Origin of the sequence: Pelomonas sp. CA6 (assembly GCF_022549225.1) — a bacterium.
In the GTDB taxonomy this organism is placed as follows: domain Bacteria; phylum Pseudomonadota; class Gammaproteobacteria; order Burkholderiales; family Burkholderiaceae_C; genus Roseateles.
On the sequence record NZ_JAKZFD010000002.1, the window covers coordinates 347,231 to 366,725 of the forward strand.

General features: G+C 69.4%; 19 protein-coding genes. 11 read left to right on the top strand and 8 right to left on the bottom strand.

Annotated elements, in window-relative coordinates:
* Positions 1–6: 6 nt before the first annotated feature.
* From LZ017_RS05340 to gstA, 5 genes are all read right to left on the bottom strand, one after another.
* Complete coding sequence (locus tag LZ017_RS05340; protein WP_241299033.1) at positions 7–588, bottom strand: NUDIX hydrolase; 582 nt, start codon at positions 586–588, stop codon at positions 7–9.
* Positions 533–2,317 carry a bifunctional diguanylate cyclase/phosphodiesterase gene (locus tag LZ017_RS05345; protein WP_241299034.1) on the bottom strand — a complete coding sequence of 595 codons (1,785 nt, stop codon included), beginning with the start codon at positions 2,315–2,317 and terminating at the stop codon, positions 533–535. Before LZ017_RS05345 ends, LZ017_RS05340 begins: the two co-directional genes overlap by 56 nt.
* Positions 2,310–3,866 (bottom strand): PAS domain-containing methyl-accepting chemotaxis protein, encoded by a 1,557-nt coding sequence (locus LZ017_RS22040; protein WP_277604525.1) that lies wholly within the window; start codon positions 3,864–3,866, stop codon positions 2,310–2,312. The genes LZ017_RS05345 and LZ017_RS22040 overlap by 8 nt, the downstream gene beginning before the upstream one ends.
* A gap of 170 nt (positions 3,867–4,036) precedes the next feature.
* Entirely contained in the window at positions 4,037–4,669 is a 633-nt protein-coding gene (locus LZ017_RS05360) for a Crp/Fnr family transcriptional regulator (protein WP_241299035.1), read from the bottom strand.
* Between the two features lie 283 nt (positions 4,670–4,952).
* Entirely contained in the window at positions 4,953–5,561 is a 609-nt protein-coding gene (gstA, locus tag LZ017_RS05365; protein WP_241299036.1) for a glutathione transferase GstA, read from the bottom strand.
* A 306-nt stretch (positions 5,562–5,867) separates the two neighbouring features.
* Between gstA and LZ017_RS05370 the strand changes: the two genes are divergently transcribed.
* The 3 genes from LZ017_RS05370 to LZ017_RS05380 are packed head-to-tail and all read left to right on the top strand — an operon-like array spanning position 5,868 to position 9,393.
* Positions 5,868–7,433 (top strand): alpha/beta hydrolase, encoded by a 1,566-nt coding sequence (locus tag LZ017_RS05370; RefSeq protein ID WP_241299037.1) that lies wholly within the window; start codon positions 5,868–5,870, stop codon positions 7,431–7,433.
* Positions 7,430–8,224 (top strand): ATP-binding cassette domain-containing protein, encoded by a 795-nt coding sequence (locus tag LZ017_RS05375; protein WP_241299038.1) that lies wholly within the window; start codon positions 7,430–7,432, stop codon positions 8,222–8,224. The genes LZ017_RS05370 and LZ017_RS05375 overlap by 4 nt, the downstream gene beginning before the upstream one ends.
* The gene (locus tag LZ017_RS05380; RefSeq protein ID WP_241299039.1) at positions 8,221–9,393 is read left to right on the top strand and encodes an ABC transporter permease; all 1,173 of its coding nucleotides are present in this window, start codon (positions 8,221–8,223) and stop codon (positions 9,391–9,393) included. Before LZ017_RS05375 ends, LZ017_RS05380 begins: the two co-directional genes overlap by 4 nt.
* Before the next feature lie 32 nt (positions 9,394–9,425).
* Here the strand turns inward: LZ017_RS05380 and LZ017_RS05385 are convergent, their stop codons facing one another.
* Positions 9,426–9,671, bottom strand: a complete 246-nt coding sequence (locus tag LZ017_RS05385; RefSeq protein WP_241299040.1) for a hypothetical protein — start codon at positions 9,669–9,671, stop codon at positions 9,426–9,428.
* 290 nt (positions 9,672–9,961) lie between these two features.
* Here LZ017_RS05385 and LZ017_RS05390 point away from each other — a divergent pair, with 290 nt between their 5' ends.
* The 5 genes from LZ017_RS05390 to LZ017_RS05410 all read left to right on the top strand — a co-directional run bounded on the left by LZ017_RS05390 (position 9,962) and on the right by LZ017_RS05410 (position 14,749).
* Entirely contained in the window at positions 9,962–10,681 is a 720-nt protein-coding gene (locus tag LZ017_RS05390; protein ID WP_241299041.1) for a LuxR family transcriptional regulator, read from the top strand.
* Between the two features lie 117 nt (positions 10,682–10,798).
* The gene (locus tag LZ017_RS05395) at positions 10,799–10,990 is read left to right on the top strand and encodes a hypothetical protein (RefSeq protein WP_241299042.1); all 192 of its coding nucleotides are present in this window, start codon (positions 10,799–10,801) and stop codon (positions 10,988–10,990) included.
* 11 nt (positions 10,991–11,001) lie between these two features.
* Positions 11,002–12,243, top strand: a complete 1,242-nt coding sequence (locus tag LZ017_RS05400) for an HlyD family secretion protein (protein WP_241299043.1) — start codon at positions 11,002–11,004, stop codon at positions 12,241–12,243.
* Entirely contained in the window at positions 12,236–14,383 is a 2,148-nt protein-coding gene (locus tag LZ017_RS05405; protein WP_241299044.1) for a peptidase domain-containing ABC transporter, read from the top strand. Before LZ017_RS05400 ends, LZ017_RS05405 begins: the two co-directional genes overlap by 8 nt.
* Positions 14,384–14,509: 126 nt before the next feature.
* Entirely contained in the window at positions 14,510–14,749 is a 240-nt protein-coding gene (locus LZ017_RS05410) for a DUF2061 domain-containing protein (protein WP_241299045.1), read from the top strand.
* On the opposite strand, the gene LZ017_RS05415 is transcribed toward LZ017_RS05410, so the two are convergent.
* Both LZ017_RS05415 and LZ017_RS05420 read right to left on the bottom strand, forming a co-directional pair.
* The gene (locus tag LZ017_RS05415; protein ID WP_241299046.1) at positions 14,726–15,013 is read right to left on the bottom strand and encodes a YkgJ family cysteine cluster protein; all 288 of its coding nucleotides are present in this window, start codon (positions 15,011–15,013) and stop codon (positions 14,726–14,728) included. The genes LZ017_RS05410 and LZ017_RS05415 overlap by 24 nt on opposite strands.
* Before the next feature lie 5 nt (positions 15,014–15,018).
* On the bottom strand, positions 15,019–15,405 hold the full coding sequence (locus LZ017_RS05420; RefSeq protein ID WP_241299047.1) for a MerR family transcriptional regulator: 387 nt from the start codon (positions 15,403–15,405) through the stop codon (positions 15,019–15,021).
* A 92-nt stretch (positions 15,406–15,497) separates the two neighbouring features.
* On the opposite strand from LZ017_RS05420, the gene LZ017_RS05425 reads away from it, so the two are divergent.
* The 3 genes from LZ017_RS05425 (at position 15,498) to rsmG (ending at position 19,393) form a co-directional block, all read left to right on the top strand.
* Complete coding sequence (locus tag LZ017_RS05425) at positions 15,498–16,568, top strand: NAD-dependent epimerase/dehydratase family protein (RefSeq protein ID WP_241299048.1); 1,071 nt, start codon at positions 15,498–15,500, stop codon at positions 16,566–16,568.
* A gap of 145 nt (positions 16,569–16,713) precedes the next feature.
* Positions 16,714–18,696 carry a tRNA uridine-5-carboxymethylaminomethyl(34) synthesis enzyme MnmG gene (gene mnmG / locus LZ017_RS05430; RefSeq protein ID WP_241299049.1) on the top strand — a complete coding sequence of 661 codons (1,983 nt, stop codon included), beginning with the start codon at positions 16,714–16,716 and terminating at the stop codon, positions 18,694–18,696.
* 10 nt (positions 18,697–18,706) lie between these two features.
* A complete protein-coding gene (rsmG, locus tag LZ017_RS05435; protein ID WP_241299050.1) occupies positions 18,707–19,393 on the top strand; it encodes a 16S rRNA (guanine(527)-N(7))-methyltransferase RsmG in 687 nt (228 codons plus the stop codon).
* The last annotated feature ends 102 nt before the right edge of the window (positions 19,394–19,495 follow it).

Consider the following 19,495-nt stretch of genomic DNA (forward strand, 5'->3'; position numbering starts at 1 on the left):
GCGGGCTCAGCCCGCCTTCAGGCCCAGCGCGGCCAGCTTGGCCAGCAGGCGCGGCCAGCGCGGTTCGCCCTGTCCGTCCTCTTCGGCCAGGCTTTGCAGATCCACCCAGGCCGCGGCGCTGACTTCCGCGAGCTGGGCCTGCAAGGGCCGCTCGGCCCCCGCCCGCATCAGGTAGGCATAGTCGTGGTGCCAGTGCGCGCCCTCGCCCTTGGCGGGGTTGGCCGCGATCGCATGGGTGTCGATGTCCAGCGGCAGTTCGGGCCCCCAGGCCGGATGCGGCGACAGCGCCTCCAGGCCGGTCTCCTCCACCACCTCGCGGCAGGCGGATTGCCACAGCCCGGCATCGCCCTCGCAATGCCCGCCCGGCTGCAGCCAGCGGCCGATCACGCGGTGGCGGATCATCAGCAGACGTCGGCCGGTCGCGTCCAGCACGAAGGCGCTGGTCGTCACATGGCCGCGCAAGTTGCCGCGCCACAAGGGGTCCGACGGGTCCTGTTCCAGCTGGGCGCCCAAGGCCTCCAGCGGCGCAGCCTCATCGGGAAAATGCTGGAGATAGGCCCTCAGCTGGGCCAGAGCCTGGTCGCGCATGGTGGGCGCGATTGTCGCCGCCCGCGCGCGGCGGATTGAGCCGGCCCAGCAGCGCCGGCACCTCCTCGGCCGGCACGGCGCGGGCAAACAGCCAGCCTTGCAGTTCGTCGCAGCCCTCGCGCTGCAGGAAGTCGCGCTGGGCCTCGGTCTCCACGCCCTCGGCGACCACGGTCTTGCCCAGCGTGCGGGCCAGGCCGATGATGGCCCGCGTCAACGTGGCGTCCGCCTCGTCGTGGGTGACACCCTGGATGAAGGCGCGGTCCATTTTCAGCCGCGTCACCGGCATCTGACGCAGATGGCCCAGCGAGGAGTAGCCGGTGCCGAAATCATCCAGCGCCAGCGCCACGCCCATCTCGGCGAGCCGGCCCAGCAGCACCTCTGCCTGTTCGCGATGCGTCATCGCGGCGGTCTCGGTGATCTCCAGTTCCAGCAGGCTGGGTGGCACGTCCCAGCGCTCCAGGCTCTGCTGCAGGCGGTCGGCGAAATGCGGCTGGCGCAGCTGGTGGGCCGAGACATTGACCGCCACGCGCAGCGCCAGCCCCTGCCAGCGCCAGCGCGCAATCTGGGCGCAGGCGGCTTCGATGACCCAGTCGCCCAGGCGCTGGATCAGCCCGGAGTTCTCGGCCACCGAGATGAAGCGCCCCGGCGTGACCTCGCCCAGCTCGGGGTCGCTCCAGCGCAGCAGCGCCTCCACGCCGACCACCTGGCCGCTGCGCGCGCACAGCTGCGGCTGGTAATGCAGGCGCAGCGCATTGCCCTCGATCGCGCGCTTGAGCCGGCCATGCAGCAGGGTCTTCTCCTCCATCTGGTGGGCCATGCGGGCGTCGAACACCGCATAGGTGCTGCGGCCGGCCTCCTTGGCGCGGTACATGGCCATGTCGGCATGGCGCATCAGCGTGTCGGCGTCCTCGCCGTCGTGCGGCGCGAACACGATGCCGATGCTGGCGCCCGGGAAGATCTCGTGGTGCCGGGTCTGCCAGGGCTGGCTCAGCGTGTCGACCAGCTTCTGCGCCACCGCCAGCGTGTGGCCGGCATCGCTCTGGTCGCGCAGCAACACCGCGAACTCGTCGCCACCCAGCCGCGCCAGTGTGTCGCTGGCGCGCAGCACGCGGCGCATGCGCTGCGCCACCTCGCGCAGCAGCTCGTCGCCGACATGGTGGCCATGGCCATCGTTGACGGACTTGAAGTCGTCCAGGTCGATCAGCAGCACCGAGACCGGCAGCCCGCCGCGGCGCGTGTGCTCCACCGCCTGGGTCAGCAGCTCGCCGAACATCGCGCGGCTGAACAACTCGGTCAGGCTGTCGTGCATGGCCAGGTGGCGCAGCCGGGCGTTCATGGCCTCGATCGCGCGCATGTCGCGCACCACGGCCAGGGTCAGCGTCTGCTCGCCGCGCCGGAACATGCCCAGCGAGATGTCCACCGGCACGCCGTGCCCCTCGCGATGCCAGAGGCTCAGCTCGGGCACCCGCCCCATCGCGCGGCTGCGCGGGCGGACGAAGTACTGCTGCAGATGCCGCTGATGGCGCTGGCGCTGCTCGGGCGGCAGCAGCAGGGTCAGTGGCTGTCCCACCAGGGCCTCGGACGGGTAGCCGCTGAGCGCCTCCATCGCCGCATTGGCGCGCAGCACCATGCCCTGCTCGTCGACCACCATGACGCCATCGGGCAGCAACTCGATCATCTGCGCGATCAGCGTCCAGGACAGCGGAAAGACGGGCTGCAGCTCAAGCATCGCGGAACACATCTACGGCACGGGCCAGGCTGGCGGCCTGGCGATGGACCTGGCGTGCCGCGGCGGCGCACTCCTCGCCCAGGGTGGCGTTCTGGCGCGTCATGCGGTCCAGCCGCTCGACGCGCTCGCCCAGCTCGGCGATCCCCTCGGCCTGGCGCCGCCCGCCATCGCGGATGCGCACGATCTCCTCGTGCAGCTGCCCGGCCTCGCCGACCAGCGCCTGCATCGCCCCGCCCGAGCGCTCCGCCCGCGCCGCGCCATCGGCCACGCGCGCGCTGCTGTCCTCGATCAGGCGGCGCACCTCCTGCGCCGCGCCCTGGCTGCGCTGGGCCAGCGCGCGCACCTCGCCGGCCACCACTGCAAAGCCCTTGCCATGCTCGCCGGCGCGCGCCGCCTCCACCGCGGCATTGAGCGCCAGCAGGTTGGTCTGGAAGGCAATGCCCTCGATTACGCCGATGATGTCGCCGATGCGCTCGCTGGACTGGCGTATGCCCTGCATGCCGGACTGCACCTCCCGCACCAGCGCATGCGCGTCGCGCAGCGTCTCGGCCATGGCGTCGGCATGGCCGCCGGCGCTCTCGGCCGCGGCGCTGCACTGGGCCACGCTGGCGGTCAGCGCGCTCAGCGACGCGGCCGCCTGCGCCAGGCTGGAGGAGGTCTGCTCCGTGCGGCTGCCCAGGTCGGCGCTGGCCGAGGCGACCTGGGCCGCCACGGCCTGCAGCCCGCCGACCTGCTCCGAAACGTCGGCCACCAGCGCGCGCACGTTCAGGCCCGCCTGGTTCACCGATCGCAGCATCAGCCCGATCTCGTCGACGCGCTCCAGACGCACATGGGCATCGAAATGGCCCGCCGCGACATCGGCCGCCTGGGCAACCACGGTGCGCAGCGGGCGCAGCAGCTGCCATTGCAGCCACGCCTCCACCAACAGAGTCCAGCCCAGCGTCGCGGCGGTCAGACCGGTCCAGCCGGCGACGTCGCGCAGCCCCAAAGCCCAGGCCAGCGTGGCGGCCAGCGGCGGCAGGCTCCACAGCGCCAGGCGCAGCCGTCCGGCCAGCGGCAGGGTCTTGAACAGATTGCGCCAGCGCTGCCAGCCGCTGCGCACGACCAGGCCCCGATGAAAAGCCAGGCCGCGTGCGCGGCCCTCGCGAAAGCGCCGGTACAGATCGTCGGCGCTCTGCACTTCTTCGGGCGTGGGGCGGATGCGCACCGAGATGTAGCCGCTGACCGCGCCCTCGCGCACCACCGGCGCGACATTGGCCCGCACCCAGTAATGATCGCCATCGCGGCGGCGGTTCTTCACCAGCGCGCTCCAGGCCTGGCCGCTGCGCAGCGTGGCCCACATGTCGGCAAAGGCCTGGCGCGGCATGTCGGGATGGCGGACCAGCTTGTGCGGCGCGCCGCGCAGCGCCTCTTCCTCATAGCCGCTGACGGCGACGAAGGCGGCGTTGGCGTATTGGATATGGCTGTCCACGTCGGTCGTGGACATCAGAGTCGCCCCCGCGGAGAAGCTGAATTCCCGCTGCGTCACCGGCCCTGCTTGCGTCGTCATGCGTCCCTCCGCTCTGCCCCATCGGGGTCCTTGTCCGTGTCGCGTCACTCGCCGTTGCGTCCGGCACGACCGCTCTCCGCGCGATTCTGTGAAGCCTGCACGCAAAGCTCTGACGCAGATCAACCTGGACTGTGAGCCAGCGCACACTGCGGCGTTGCGCCCATGTCGGATCAGTCCGCGCCGACCGACAGCCGCTCCAGCGCGACCACGTCCAGATCCACCGCGCGACGATGGCGGCGACGCACCACGCCGCGCGACTCGAACTCGCGCCAGGCGCGGTTGACACTCTCGCGCGTGACGCACAGCAGCTCGGCCAGCATGGCCTGGCTGGGCAGCTGGGTGGCGAGGCTGGGCTGGATCGCGGCCAGCAGACGCAGCGCCGAGGCCAGCCGCTGCGACAGCCCGGGCATGCGCATCAGATGGCTCCAGGCCGCCAACGCGGCCATGGACTGGCGCGTGTAGCGGCCCAGGCAGATCAGGTCCGGCTGACCGAGCTGGCTCAGGCGCTGCAGCGTGGAGAGCGGAAACTCGCAGACCGAAACCGGCGTCAGCGCCTGCACGGTCACCAACGAGCTGAGCCCATGCGCCGCGGGCTGGCCGATCAGAAAGCCCGGACCGATCACCGCGATCGCGCGGTCCACGCCGTCCAGTCCCGTCTGGCGCACCGCCAGCAGGCCGGACTTCACGAAGAGAAAGGCATTGCTTCGCTCGCCTTCGCGCAACAGCACGCTGGATCGCGAGAAGCTGCGCGGCGCCGCCTCGCAGGCCGTGGCCTGCGGCCCCGGCACGCTGCACATGGCCATGGGGCATTGGGGCGCGAGTACGCACTGCTGACAAGGGGCGCCCCGCCCCCAGCCTGGTTCTGCTCTGGCTGAATTCATCGCTCGACTACCGGGCTGTGGGCCCGGCCGCAAGCCCGAGCGCTTCTCCCTGTTCGCTGGCCGTTCCCAGCACGAACGGAGATTCTGCGGAGCGATGCCGTACGCGCCTGTGAGCTAGATCACAGCGCCGCCACCGGTGCGGGCGACAGCCGCGCGCCACCCCGCGCGAATGCGGGGGGCGCGGGCCTGCCGCGGGAAAAGACGCTTACTTGATCAGGCCTTCGGCCTTCATCGCGGCCTGCACCGCGGGGCGCGCGGAGACGCGCGCACGGAAGGCAGCCAGGTTCTTCAACGCGCCGAGTTCCACGCCCACCATCGGCGCCCAGTTGCTCACGGTGAACAGATAGGCATCGGCGACCGTGAAGTCCGCGCCCAGCAGGTAGTCACGGCCTTCCAGCTGCGTGTCCACCCATGCGAAGCGCTTCACCAGCGCCTCGCGGAACAGCACCTTGGCTTCTTCCGGCATGGCCGGGTTGAACAGCGGCGAGAAGCCCTTGTGCAGCTCGCTGGTGATGTAGTTGAGCCATTCCTGCAGGCGGCTGCGCGCCCAGCTGCCGGCGGCGGGCGCGAGATGCTTCTGCGGGGCCTGGTCGGCCAGGTACTGCACGATGGCCGGGCCTTCGGTGAGGCGTTCGCCGTTGTCCAGCTCCAGCAGCGGCACGGCGCCCTTGGGGTTGATGGTGTAGTAGTCCGTGCCGTCCTGCAGCTTCTTGGTCTTCGTGCTGGTCAGCACCAGTTCAAAGTCCAGGCCCGCCTCGCGCAGCACGATATGGGGCGAAAGCGAGCAGGCGCCGGGGCTGTAATAGAGCTTCATCAGAGGTCTCCCTTGTGGGGTGGTTGGGGGTGGTGGGACAGATCAGGGGCGCACCATAACGCCGCGGCGAATAACCCGCCGGCCCCCAGGGACAGCGCTTCTTGTGGCAGGCAGCAACCCGTCTACGCCCCCGCAAGCCGTTGTTCGTCGCGCCGTCCTGGGCCTCGATCCCATGTGGCCGTCAATCGGCGCAAGCCGCCGCCCAGGCCCGATGCCGCTGCCCATAATGCGCCCGCACGCAAGACCCGCCCCCAATACAGCGAGACGGCTTGGCGTGGCCCGCGTTTCTCAGGAGGACTCCCCGTCATGCATCCCAGAACAACAAGCCGGCGCGGATCGACGCCGGCACCCCGCGCCGCGCTGCGGGCGGCGCTGGCCGGCGCGCTGCTGGCGCTGCCGATGTTGCCCGCGGTCGCGGCCCCGGGCAGCGCGGGCGCCGCGCTGCAGCCTTGCCGCATCGCCGGCGTGCCCAACGAGGTGCTGTGCGGCCAGCTGCAGCGTCCGCTGGATCCGGCGCGTCCTCAGGCGACGCAGATCCAGCTGCGCTACGTCGTCATCCCGGCGCTGGCGCGCAACAAGAAGCCCGACCCGGTGCTGATGCTGGCCGGCGGCCCGGGCCAGAGCGCCGTAGCGCTGGCGGGCCATGTGCTGCAGCAGTTCTCGCGCCTGAACAACCGGCGCGACCTGGTGTTGGTGGACCAGCGCGGCACCGGCGAGTCCGCGCCGCTGCAGTGTGACGAAAACCCGCGCCTGCCACTGAGCGAGGCCATGAATCCCGAACGCCAGCTGCAGCGCTTGGCGCAATGCCGCGACGCGTTGCAGAAGCTGCCGCACGGCGATCTGCGCCAGTACAGCACGCCCATCGCGATGCAGGACATGGACGCGGTGCGCCAGGCCCTGGGCGTGGCGCAATGGAACGTGGTGGGCGCGTCCTATGGCACGCGCGCCGCGCTGGAGTACCTGCGCCAGTTCCCGCAGCAGGTGCGCCGTGTCGTGATCGACGGCGTCGCGCCGCCCGACATGGCCCTGCCCCAGGCCTTTTCCACCGATGGCCAGGCCGCCCTGGACGCGGTGCTGGACGCCTGCGCGCAGGACAGCGCCTGCCACGCGCGCTTCCCCGCGCTGCGCGGCGAATGGCAGGCCCTGCTCGCCGGGCTGCCGCGCCGCGTCAGCGTGACCCACGCGGTCAGCGGCGAGACCGAGTCCTTCGAGCTGACCCGTGCCGGGTTGCTGCGCGCGGTGCGTCCCGCGCTGTATGCACCGGCGCTGGCCTCGGCGCTGCCGGCGGCGATCCACGCAGCCCACCAGGGCCGGCTGGAAGGCCTGCTCAGCCTGGCCGCACAGCTGGGCGGCGGCAGCCGCGCCCGCGCGATGCGCCTCGCGATGGGCATGCATTTCTCGGTGGTCTGCGCCGAGGACCTGCCGCTGATCGCGCTGTCCAAGGACCCCGCCGGCCGCGACTTCGGCACGGTGGACGGCGAGTTCTATGGCGCCGTCTGCCGCGACTGGCCCCGCGCCAGCCTGCCCGGCGCCTTCTACCAGGTCCCGCCGTCGCGCAGCCCGGTGCTGGTGCTCAGCGGCGGCGCCGACCCCGCCACCCCGCCCCGCCATGGCGAACGCATAGCCAAGGCGCTGGGCGCGCAGGCGCGCCACCTGGTCGTGCCCCAGGCCGGCCACGGCGTGATGGGCCTGGGCTGCATGCGCGATCTGCTCTACCGCTTCATCGACGCCGAGACCGCGCCCGACCAGAACGCACTGCAAAAGGACGCCCAATGCGCCACGCGCATGCCACGCCCGCCCGCCTTCCTGCCCCCTCTGCGGCTGCAGGCCGTGCCCGCCGCGACGGCGTCGGACCTGGGAGAGACGCGATGATCCGCATCGAAGGACTGCACAAGCAATTCAAGGCCCGCGGCGCCGGGTCGCTGCTGCGCCGCGCCCCGCAACGCCTGGTGCGCGCGGTGGAGCAGCTGGACCTGCAGGCGCCGGATGGCCGCATCACCGGCTTGCTGGGCCCCAATGGCGCCGGCAAGACCACCTCGCTGCGCATGCTGGCCGGCCTCATCGCGCCGGACGGCGGCCGCATCGAGGTGGACGGCGTGGACGTGCTGCGCCAGCCGCGCGAGGCGCTCGCGCGCATGGGCATCCTGGGCGACGCCCACGGGCTCTACCCGCGCCTGACGGCACGCGAGAACATCGTCTACTTCGCCCGTCTGCAGGGCATGGCGCGCGAGGCCGCCGAGCAGCGTGCCGCCGAGCTGGCCGGGCTGCTGGACATGCACCGCATCCTGGACCGCCGCGCCGAGGGCTTCAGCCAGGGCGAGCGCATGAAGACCGCGCTGGCCCGCGCGCTGGTGCACGACCCGGCCAACATCGTGCTGGACGAGCCCACCAACGGGCTGGACGTGGTCGCCACGCGCGCGCTGCGCGAGGTGCTGCGCCACCTGCGCTCGCCCGAGGGCGGCGGCAAGTGCATCGTCTTCTCCAGCCACATCATGCAAGAGGTGGAACAGCTGTGCGACGAGGTGGTCGTGATGTCGCACGGCCGCTCGGTGGCCACCGGCAGCGTGCCCCAACTGCTGACGCAGACCGGCTGCGACCGCTTCGAGGACGCCTTCGTCGCCCTCGCCTTTCCTTCCAACGGCGACAGGAGTGCCGCCCCATGAACCGCTTTGCTGCCTTCAAGACCGTCTTCGTCAAGGAAGTGCTGGACGCGCTGCGCGACCACCGGACGCTGGCGCGCATGCTGGTCCCGGCGCTGTTGCTGGGACCGCTGCTGCTGATGGCGATGTCCGCGATGGTGTCTTCGCTGGAGGAGCGCGCCGCGCTGCGCCAGGTGTATGTGGTGGGCATCGAGAACGGCCCGACGCTGCGCAACTACCTTGAACGCCAGACCTACCAGGTGGTCCAGGTCAGCGGCGACTACGAGGCCGGGCTGCGCAGCGGCAAGCTGCCCAACCCGGTGCTGATCGTGCCCAAGGACTTCGAGGCCGGTCTGGCCCGCGGCGAGGCGCCGCTGCTGGAGGTGGTCAGCGACAGTTCCAACCAGCGCGCCGAGGCCGGCCTGCGCCCGCTGAAGGGCCTGCTGCAGGGCTTCGTGCAGGAGCGCGCCTCACTGGCGCTGGCGCTGGGCGGCATGAGCGGCGATCTGCTGCGGCCCGTCGACGTGGAGGAGCGCGACCTCGCCAGCGTGCAGTCGCGCGCCACCCGCATCACCAGCATCGTGCCGATGTTCATCGTGATGGCCGTGCTCTACGGCGCGCTGACCGCCGCGCTGGACAGCACCGCCGGCGAACGCGAACGCGGGTCGCTGGAGCCATTGCTGATGAACCCGGCGCCGCACTGGGCGCTGGTGAGCGGCAAATGGGCGGCGGTGGCGCTGCTGGGCATGGTGGTGGCGCTGATGTCCAACCTCAGCTTTCTGCCGGCACAGATGCTGCTGCGCAGCGACTCGCTGCAGGCCATGTTCCAGTTCGGCTGGGGCGAGGTGCTGCGCTTCCTGGTGCTGCAGCTGCCGCTGGCGGCCGGCCTGTCCGCGCTGCTGATGGCCATGGCCATACGCACCAAGAGCTTCAAGGAGGCCCAGGCCAGCACCGCGCTGGTGGTCACGCTGGTGGGCCTGGCGCCCATGGTGACGCTGATGAATCCGGGCGGCGAGGCCGCGTGGTACTACTGGGTGCCGGGCCTGGCGCAGAACACGCTGATGATGCAGGTGCTCAAGGGCGAGGCGCTGCGCCTGACCCAGGTCCTGCCCACGGTGCTGGTCGGCGCGGCCATGACGGTGCTGTGCCTGGGCTTCGTCGCGCGCGAGATGCGCAACGCCGTGGCGCGCTGATTCCCGGCCCCCGCGCCCATGGCGGCAAGGGGTCAGTGGTGGTATCCCAGCACCCGCTGCACTTCCTGCTGCCAGGGCAGCATGTGCACCAGCTCGTTGAGCTGGCGCACCGACTCCATGGGCGCCAGCACCTCGCCCGCCCCGTTGAGGAACTGCAGGTTGGTGACCAGCGCCATCGGGTCGGCCATCGCGACGATGCCATAGGGCAGCCGGACCCAGTCCCAGGCCAGCCCGGCCGAGCCATGCTCCGACTCGCCCGACCAGAGGGTTTGCCCCATGGTAGGACGTTGGTCATCCCCCTCCACCAGCACGCATGTGATTTGATGCGCGAAGTGCAGACGCTGTGCTCGTTCCGCCCGACACAAAATCCGCGGCCAAGCGTAGACAATCCAAGGTGCAGTCATTTTCAGGACATGGTGTTTGGGGCCTGGCCCCGATAGACTGAGTTTCGGCATCGGCGGGCCGACTCGCCAGCTGTAAACATTGCCAGGGATACTTTCGCATTGTTCCCGGCGCGGGACGAGAATCGCGCCTCCGTCCAGTCAATCCAACAATCTGCATTTGATCGATGCTGCAGGGTGGCTACCAATCGGTACTCGAGGCGCAAACCCGGGAGGAATTCCGCGGTGAGGTGATTCGGTTCGCCCATAACCTGGGGTTCAGCACGGTGTCGGCGACCGCGATTCAGGACCAAACCCTGGGCAGCGCGCACTTCGAATGCGTGGACAACGTCCCGAACAGCTTCACTGAGCGATTTGAAGACGTTTCACAGTGGCATGTCGATCCGGTCGCTCAGCACTGCAAGCGCAGCAGCGTTCCTCTGGTCTGGGACCAGGACACCTATGCCCGCTCCGGATTGGGAGCGAAATGGGAAGAACAGGCGGCATACGGGTTCAAGACCGGGCTGGCAGTTGCGCTTCACATGCCCGAGGGTCGTCACTTCTTCGTTGGGGTGGATCGAGATTCGGAATTGCCCAAGGGCTCCACCCTGACCCGCATGGTTGCGGATTTGCAGCTCTTCGCCGTGTATGCCCAGGAGTCCGCATGGCGGTTGCTGATGCCCGAGCCCATCAGCACGGCGCAGGGGCTCTCGACCCGGCTCACGCCCCGTGAGTTGGAATGCTTGCGCTGGACCATGGAAGGTAAAACCGCCTGGGAGGTGGGCGCGATTCTCAGCATCACCGAGCGCACCGCGGTCCTGCATCTGAACAATGCCATGCGCAAGCTGGACTGCGCCAGCAAGCACCAGGCGGTGCTGAAAGCGCTGCGTTTGGGACTCATCCGATAACGGGTTTCCAACTTCAGGCACGACATCCCCTGTAAGAGTTGACAGTTACGGGCCCCAGGGGGGGACTGCTCCAATTTGTTCAACGCCACTGAGCACGTTGACCTTGAGGAGCCCGAGATGAACAAGTCCTTCCGCCTGAACGCCGTTGACACCCAAGCGCAAATCAAGGCCCGTGAAGAACAAGCTGTCGATCAGCCACAGGAACTGTCGTTGGAATTGCTGGAGCAGGTCGGTGGCGGCGACGCCCCCACCAAGGGCTGGCTGGCCGCCGAAGCCATCAGCCCTGATGCTCCCACCAAGGGCTGGTAAGCCCACCCCCGATGCTGTTCCGGCCTGAAGCCCTGAAGGCGCGCGGCCCCGCGCGGCTGGGCAGCATCGACCTGCATCGCCCCATTTCGCTGCGTCTGCTGACCGTTCTGGCGGTCGGGGCCGTGGTCGCGGTGGGGGCCTTTCTGAGCCTGGCCGAGTACACACGCAAGGCGCGCGTCAGCGGCACCCTGGTGCCCGAACGGGGCGTGCTGCGGCTGATGGTGCCGCAGACCGCCACCGTGCTGACCCGCCATGTCGAGGAAGGCCAGCAGGTGCGCGAAGGCCAACTGCTGTACGAGTTGGCGCTGGACGGCGCCGGCAGCGACGGCGAAGGCATCGCGCAAAGCCTGCAGGAGCGTGAACGCTCGCTGGGCCAGGCCCAGCAGCAGCAGCGCGAACTGGCACAGAGCCGGACGCAGGCGCTGCAGGCCCGTCTCGCGAACACGCGGCGGGCGCTGGAGCAGACCGAGCGCCAGCAGGCCTTGCAGGCGGAACGATTGACGCTGGCTCAGCAGGCACTGAGCCGGCAGGAAACCCTGGCGCGAGACCAGTTCGTCTCCAGCGCACAGGTACAGACAAAGCGGGAGGAGGTACTCGGCTTGCAGGCCCAGCAGCAGGGTCTCGCGCGAGAGCGCGAGGAACTGCATCGGGAGGTGCTGGGTCTGCAAGCCGAGCTTGCCGCGTTGCCCTTGCAGACGCAGGTCACGCAGGGCGAACTAAGCCGCGACATAGCGGCATTGAAGGCGCAGGGACTGGAATCCCAGTCCAAGAGACGTCTTCTGCTGCGCGCACCGAGCGCGGGGCAGATGAGCACCGTCCTGGCCCAGCCGGGCCAGGTGGTGCCACCCAATGTCAGTCTGGCAAGTCTGCTGCCGGCCCACACGGCACTGCAGGCCCAGCTCTACGCACCGTCCAGCGCCGTCGGTTTCGTGCGCCCGCAGCAGCGGGTGCTGTTGCGCTACCAGGCCTTTCCCTATCAGAAGTTCGGCCAGCAGGAAGGCGAGGTGCTGCAGGTGTCGCGCACGCCGCTGGCCGCCGCCGAACTGGCCCAGCTGGGGCTGCCGACCGCGCTGGCCCAGGGCGAGCCGCTGTACCGCATCACCGTGCAGCTGCGCCGCCAATCGGTGAATGCCTATGGGCAGGAACAGGACCTGAGTCCTGGCATGCTGCTGGAGGCCGACGTGCTGCTGGAACGGCGCCGGCTGATCGAATGGATCTTCGAACCCCTGCTGAGCCTGGCCCGCCGTGTCTGAACCCTCGCTGATGGAGCGCCTGAACCTGACGGGGCGCCGCCGCCCCCGGGTCATCCTGCAAACCGAGGCCGCCGAGTGCGGCCTCGCCTGCCTGGCCATGGTGGCCGGCCAGTTGGGTCAGCGCTGGACCCTGGCCGAGCTGCGCCAGCGCTTCTCGGTCTCGCTGAAGGGGCTGACGATGGCGGATCTGGTGCGCATGGGCATGCAGCTGGGCCTGAATGCCCGCGCGCTGCGCGCCGAGCCGCGCCACCTCGCGCAGTTGCAGACACCCTGCATCCTGCACTGGGACTTCAACCATTTCGTCGTGCTGCACGAGGTACGCGGCAACGAGGCCCTGATCCTGGACCCGGCCCAGGGCGAACGGCGCCTGTCGCTGGAGCAGCTGTCCCAGCATTTCACTGGCGTGGTGCTGGAGCTCAAGCCGGGGCTGGAGTTCAGCCAGCGCGCCGCCGCGCCCGCGCCACGCTGGCGCGATCTGCTGGGCCGGGTGCGCGGGCTCAAGGGCTCGTTGCTGCAGATCCTGGTGCTGGCGCTGGCGCTGGAGCTCACCGGGCTGCTGGCGCCCTTCCTGCTGCAGTGGACGGTGGATGGGGTGATCGTCAGCGCCGACCGCGACCTGCTCAGCACGCTGATGATTGGCTTCGGCCTGCTGGTGCTGCTCACCGCCGGGCTGCACGCGCTGCGCGCCTGGGCGGTGCTCGTGCTGTCCGCCTCGCTGAACCTGCAGTGGATCACGAATGTCTTCGCCCATCTGCTACGCCTGCCGCTGAGCTGGTTCGAGAAGCGCCACGTGGGCGACATCTGGTCACGCTTCAACAGCGTCCAGGAGATCCAGCGCACGCTCACCAGCAGCTTCATCGAAGCGGTGCTGGACGGGCTGATGGTGGTGCTCACCTTCGCGATGATGTGGGTGTACAGCCCTGGGCTGAGCGCCGTGGCCCTCAGCGCGATGGCGCTGTATGGCCTGTGGCGCGCCGCCCGCTTGCGCGCGCAGCGCGAGGCACAGCAGGAAACCCTGGTGCACGAGGCGCGCCAGAACAGCCACTTTCTAGAGTCGCTGCGCGGCGCGCAGGCGATCAAGCTCTTCAACGCGCAGGCGGACCGCAGCGCCCGCTTCGCGAACCTGGTCGTGGAACAGATGAACGCCAGCCTGGTGGGTCGGCGCCTGGAACTGTGGACCGGGGTGGCCAACAAGCTGCTGTTCGGGCTGGAGCGCGTGGCCATCGTCGGCCTCGGCGCCCTGCTGGTGCTGGAGCAGCAGATCTCGGTGGGCATGCTGTTCGCGTTCCTGGCCTACAAGGAGCAGTTCTCGTCGCGCATCGCGGCGCTGATCGACAAGGCGGTGCAGCTGCGCATGCTGCGACTGCAGGGCGAGCGCCTCGCCGACATCGTGCTGACCGACCCCGAAGCCGAGCTGGACGCGCCCGGCCAGCATGTGCCTCAGCAGGCCGCGTTGGAGCTGGACGGCCTGCGCTTTCGCTATTCGGACGGCGAGCCGGAGGTGATCACCGGCTGCAGCCTGCGCGTGGAGCCGGGCGAATCGGTGGCCATCGTCGGCCCGTCGGGCTGCGGCAAGACCACGTTGATGAAGCTGATGCTGGGCATCCATGCGCCGCAGCAGGGCGAGATCCGCGTCGGCGGCGTCGCGCTGGCCCAGTTGGGCGCGCAGGCCTGGCGCAGCTGCATAGGCACGGTGATGCAGGACGATCAGCTCTTCGCCGGCAGCCTGGCCGACAACATCAGCTTCTTCGACGCTCAGGCCGACGCCGAGTGGATACGCGAATGCGCGCGCCGGGCCTGCGTGCTGGACGAGATCGAGGCCATGCCCATGGGCTTCCAGACCCTGATCGGCGACATGGGCTCCAGCCTCTCCGGCGGACAGCGCCAGCGCGTGCTGCTGGCACGCGCGCTGTACAAGAAGCCGCAGTTCCTCTTCCTGGACGAGGCCACCAGCGCGCTGGACGTGGAGCGCGAGCGCCAGGTCAACGCCAGCCTGCGTCAGCTTTCGCTGACCCGCATCGTGATCGCCCACCGGCCCGAGACCATCGCCGCGGCGCAGCGCGTGATCAGCCTGCAGGGCGGCCGCGTGGTCCAGGATCTGCGCAGCGTCAATCCCGCCCCTTCCGGCGTGCAGAGCTGAGCGAGCGCACGCTCACCTGGCTTGGGGCCATGAGCTATGGCCAACATCGCGAACCGCAATTGGCCGTGGCGACCGGCACTCCTTAGCATGCGGGCATCGCATCCCGCTTCACGACAGGAGGTCCCCGTGGCCAAGACCGCAAGCTTTGGTGTGCTGCACCTGGGAAGCTCGTTCGGCGTGAGTTTTGCGCTGACGGGCAGTGTCACGATCGCCGGCGCGGTGACCCTGGTGGAGCCGGTGGTCAACACCGTGATGCACCATTTCTTCGACAAGCACTGGCCCGCCCTCGCCGCCTGGGGGCAGGCGCTGCGCCAACGCCTGCGTCGGCCGACCTCGGCGCGCTCAGTCCCCCAGCCTCTGGGCTGAGCGACCCGGCTCGGGACAGGTCTCGCGCTCCATCCAGCCCAGCCAGCGCATCGCCTGTTCGCGGCTCTCGCCGCACATGTCGGCGCTGGGCGCCAACGAACCACAGACCGCCGGCCGTTCCGGATGGCCGAAGATGCGGCAACGGTCCGCCTCGTCCAACTGCACACAGCGCACGCCGGCGGGCTTGCCGCCCGGCATGCCGGGGATGGGCGAGCTGATCGACGGGGCGATACAGCAGGCGGCGCAACGGGGCCGGCAGTCCATCGCGGTCAGTGCCCCAAGGCGGCCCCGGCTGCGGCCGGCAGCCGCAGCGGGCAAACGGCCTGCAACTGCTGCAGCACCTGGCCACGCAACTGCTGCAAGGCCTCCAGGCGCTGGTCCATCTGCGCCAGCTTGGCCTGCAACAGCTCCTGGACCTCGGACGAGGCCAGCTCACCCCCTTGCCGGTCCATCAGCCCCAGCACCTCGCGGATCTCGGCCAGGCTGAAACCCAGCCCCTGGGCCAGCCGGATCAGCGCGAGCCGGGTTTCGACATCCGCCGGATAACGGCGATAGCCATTGCCCGAACGTTGCGCGTCAATGAGGCCTTGGCGCTCGTAATAGCGCAGGGTGTCCGTGCTGAGGCCGCTGCGCGCAGCCAATTCACCGATTTGCATGAGGGCGAAAAAACAAGGGAAGCAAGGCTTGACCTTGGAGTGTAGTCCAAGGTTCACAGTCGCCATCTCTGCATTGCTTCACGTGAAACATCATGCGCATTCTCATCACCGGCGCCACTGGCCAGATCGGCCGCTGGTTGCTGCATACCCTGGCACCGAATCCTGGGCTGGAACTGGTGCTCGCGCTGCGCCGGCCGCAGCCACAGCTGGACTCGTTGCGGGCCTGGCTGGCGGCCCGTCACATGCAACCCGCCGCCACACTGCGCGCGCTCCCCTTCGACCTGGACCATCCCGACCGTGCGGCGCGGCTGGTCAAGGAGGCCCAGCCCGACATGCTGGTGCATCTGGCTGCCCGATTCGCCTGGGGCCTGAGCCCACAGCAGGCCTGGCGCGCCAATGGTCTGACCAGTCTCGCGCTGCTGCGCGCCCTGAACCATCAGGCCCCGCAGGCCCGCTTTCTGCACGTCTCCGGCTTCATGTTGCAGCACCGCGCGCACCTGGCCCGGCTCGGCTTGGACGAGACCGGCCAGACCAAGGACTGGCCCGCGGTCTACTGTCGCGCCGGCGGCTACGAGGCGAGCAAGCTGCAGGCCCATGTCGAGATGCGCGCGCTGGCCGCGGCCTTGGCCCACCCGCTGCTGGTGCTGCATCCGGCCACCGTCGCCGGCCACTCGGTGGAAGGTGAGCTGCCCGATCATGCCGCGCTGTACCAGCTGTGCCGGCAGTTGCTGAAAGGTCGGCTCGGCGCCCTGCCCGGCACGCCCGCGCATCGGCTGCCGCTGGTCGCGGTGGACCATGTGGCCCGCTTCATCGCCGCGCTGGTCCAGGACCCGCAACAGCGCGGCGGCGACTATCTGCTGATGGACCCCGCATCGCCGCCGGTACCCGTCTTGGCCCAGCAGCTCGCGCAGGCATTGGGCCGCCCGGCGCCGCGCCGGCATCTGCCCATCCCGCTGCTGCGCCTGCTGTTGAAGGGCCTGCCGGGGCTGGCCCGATGGAGTGGCTCCCATCCCGAGTCGCTGGACTTCCTGGTGCGCGATGTTGCCTTCGATACCGCGCCGGCCGAGCGCCTGGCCGCCGGCTGGGGGTTGGCGCATCCGCCGCTGGAGCAGGTGCTGGCAGCCACCGCGCGGCATGTCCGCGAGCGTGAACTCAGGCGCTGAGAGCCCCGGCCGGGGCCAGGGCAGCGCGCGGGCGGGCTCGCACTTATCCACAGCCCCGCGTAAAATCGTTGCCCTTCCCCCATAGCCCTGGATCCAGGCTCACCCAGCGAATTCCGCCTGGGACGCACGCGCTGGATTGCCCGCCATGCTTTATCCAAAAGAGTTCGACGTCATCGTGGTCGGTGGCGGCCATGCCGGCACCGAGGCCGCACTGGCTGCCGCCCGCATGGGCGCGTCCACCTTGCTGCTGACCCACAACATCGAAACCCTGGGGCAGATGAGCTGCAACCCGTCGATCGGCGGGATCGGCAAGGGGCATCTGGTGAAGGAGGTCGACGCGCTGGGCGGCGCAATGGCCGCGGCCACCGACGAAGCCGGCATCCAGTTCCGCATTCTCAATGGCTCCAAGGGACCGGCCGTGCGCGCCACCCGGGCCCAGGCCGACCGCGTGCTGTACAAGGCCGCGATCCGCCAGCGGCTGGAGAACCAGCCCGGCCTGATGCTGTTCCAGCAGGCGGTGGATGACCTGATGGTCGAAGGCGACCGGGTGGTGGGCGCGGTGACCCAGTCCGGCATCGCCTTCCGCGCCCGCGCGGTGGTGCTGACCGCGGGCACCTTTCTGGACGGCCGCATCCACATCGGGTTGCAAAACCACAGCGCTGGCCGCGCGGGCGACCCGCCGGCGATCAGCCTGTCGGCCCGGCTGAAGGAGTTGAAGCTGCCGCAAGGCCGGCTGAAGACCGGCACGCCGCCGCGCATCGACGGACGCAGCATCGATTTCTCGCGCTGCACCGAGCAGCCCGGCGACGGCATGCCCGGCTCGGACGCGCCGATGCCGGTGTTCAGCTTCATGGGTACGGTGGACCAGCACCCGCAGCAGCTGCCCTGCTGGATCACCCACACCAATGAGCGCACGCACGAGATCATCCGCTCCGGCTTCGACCGCAGTCCGATGTTCACCGGCGTGATCGAAGGCGTGGGCCCGCGCTACTGCCCCAGCATCGAAGACAAGATCAACCGCTTCGCCGACAAGAACTCGCACCAGATCTTCCTGGAGCCGGAAGGTCTGACGACCCACGAGTTCTATCCGAACGGCATTTCCACCTCCCTGCCCTTCGACATCCAGCTGGCCGCCGTGCAGTCCATTCCCGGGCTGGAAAACGCGCACATCCTGCGTCCCGGCTATGCCATCGAATACGACTACTTCGATCCGCGCGAACTCAAGAGCAGTTTCGAAACCCGCGCGATCCAGGGCCTCTTCTTCGCCGGACAGATCAACGGCACGACCGGCTACGAGGAGGCCGCCGCCCAGGGTTTGTTCGCCGGGCTGAATGCCGCGCTGCAGGTGCGCGGCGACAGCCCCTGGCTGCCCAGCCGCGACCAGGCCTACCTGGGCGTGCTGGTCGACGACCTGATCACCAAGGGCGTGACCGAGCCCTACCGCATGTTCACCAGCCGCGCCGAGTTCCGCCTGCAGCTGCGCGAGGACAACGCCGACATGCGCTTGACCGAGATTGGCCGCCATCTGGGCTTGGTGGACGATGCACGTTGGGACGCGTTCAACCGCAAGCGCGACGCTGTTTCACGTGAAACAGAGAAGTTGAAGTCCACCTGGGTCCACCCCGGCATCCTGCCGGCTGGGGACGCGGAGCGCTTGGTCGGCAAGGCCCTGGAACGTGAATACGCGCTGATGGACCTGCTGCGCCGACCTGGCGTCAGCTATGACACGGTGGCCGAGGTGGCCGCCATCGCCAAGCCCGAGGCCGGCATCTCGCGTCCAGCGCTGGTGGCCGAACTGGGGGAAACGCTCGCCGCCGCGGTGCTGGAACAGGTGGAGATCAGCATCAAGTACTCCGGCTATATCTCCAAGCAACAGGACGACGTGGCGCGCGCCTCGGCCTACGAGCACCTGCGCCTGCCGGAGAACCTGGACTACGGCAGCGTGACCGCCCTCTCCTTCGAGGCACGCCAGAAGCTCGCCAAGCACCGCCCCGAAACCCTGGGCCAGGCCTCGCGCATCTCGGGTATCACGCCGGCCGCGATCTCGCTGCTGCTGATCCATTTGCGCAAGGGCCGCTTCAAGGGCTTCACCGACGACCGATCGCCAACGCCTGCCGAGGCTGCCTGACACCGCCACGATGACCGAACCCGAACTGCGAGCCCGGCTCGCCGAGGCCGCCTCCGCGCTGGGCCTGAATCTTAGCGATGCCCAGTTGGACCAGCTGATCGCCTACCTGGACCTGCTGTCCAAATGGAACAAGGTCTACAACCTGACCGCGGTGCGCGACCCCCAGGCCATGCTGACCCAGCATCTGGTGGACAGCCTCAGCCTGATCCCAGCCCTGCGTCGCCATGTCCAGGCCCAGCCCGTCCGCGAGGGCCGATTCCGGCTGCTGGACGTCGGCAGCGGCGGCGGGCTGCCCGGCGTGGTGGTGGCCATTGCCTGCCCGGAGTTGGACGTGGTCTGCGTCGACACGGTGGGCAAGAAGGCCTTCTTCATCAGCCAAGTGGCGGCGGAGCTGGGACTGCGCAATCTGCGCGGAGAACACGCGCGGGTGGAGCAGCTGAAGCTACCCCCCTTTGACCTGATCACATCACGGGCCTTCGCATCACTGGCCGACTTCACCGAGTGGAGTCGCCGCTCGCTGAAGCCTGGCGGTGTCTGGGCGGCCATGAAGGGCCAGCACCCCGCCGATGAATTGGAAGAGCTCGGCCGCCGCGCACCTGGGATCGAGATGTTCCACGTGGAACCTCTGCAAGTTCCGGGGCTGGAGGCCCAGCGCTGCCTGCTCTGGTTGCGCCCGCGCATCAGCGCCGTGGCCTGAGGACACGCTTTTGCTGCAACGCAGCGGTTAAGCTCCGGCCTTGCGCCGGGCCCCGCGCTCTGCCTGCAGTCTCTTACCCCTTGGGGTCATCACCACCAGAAC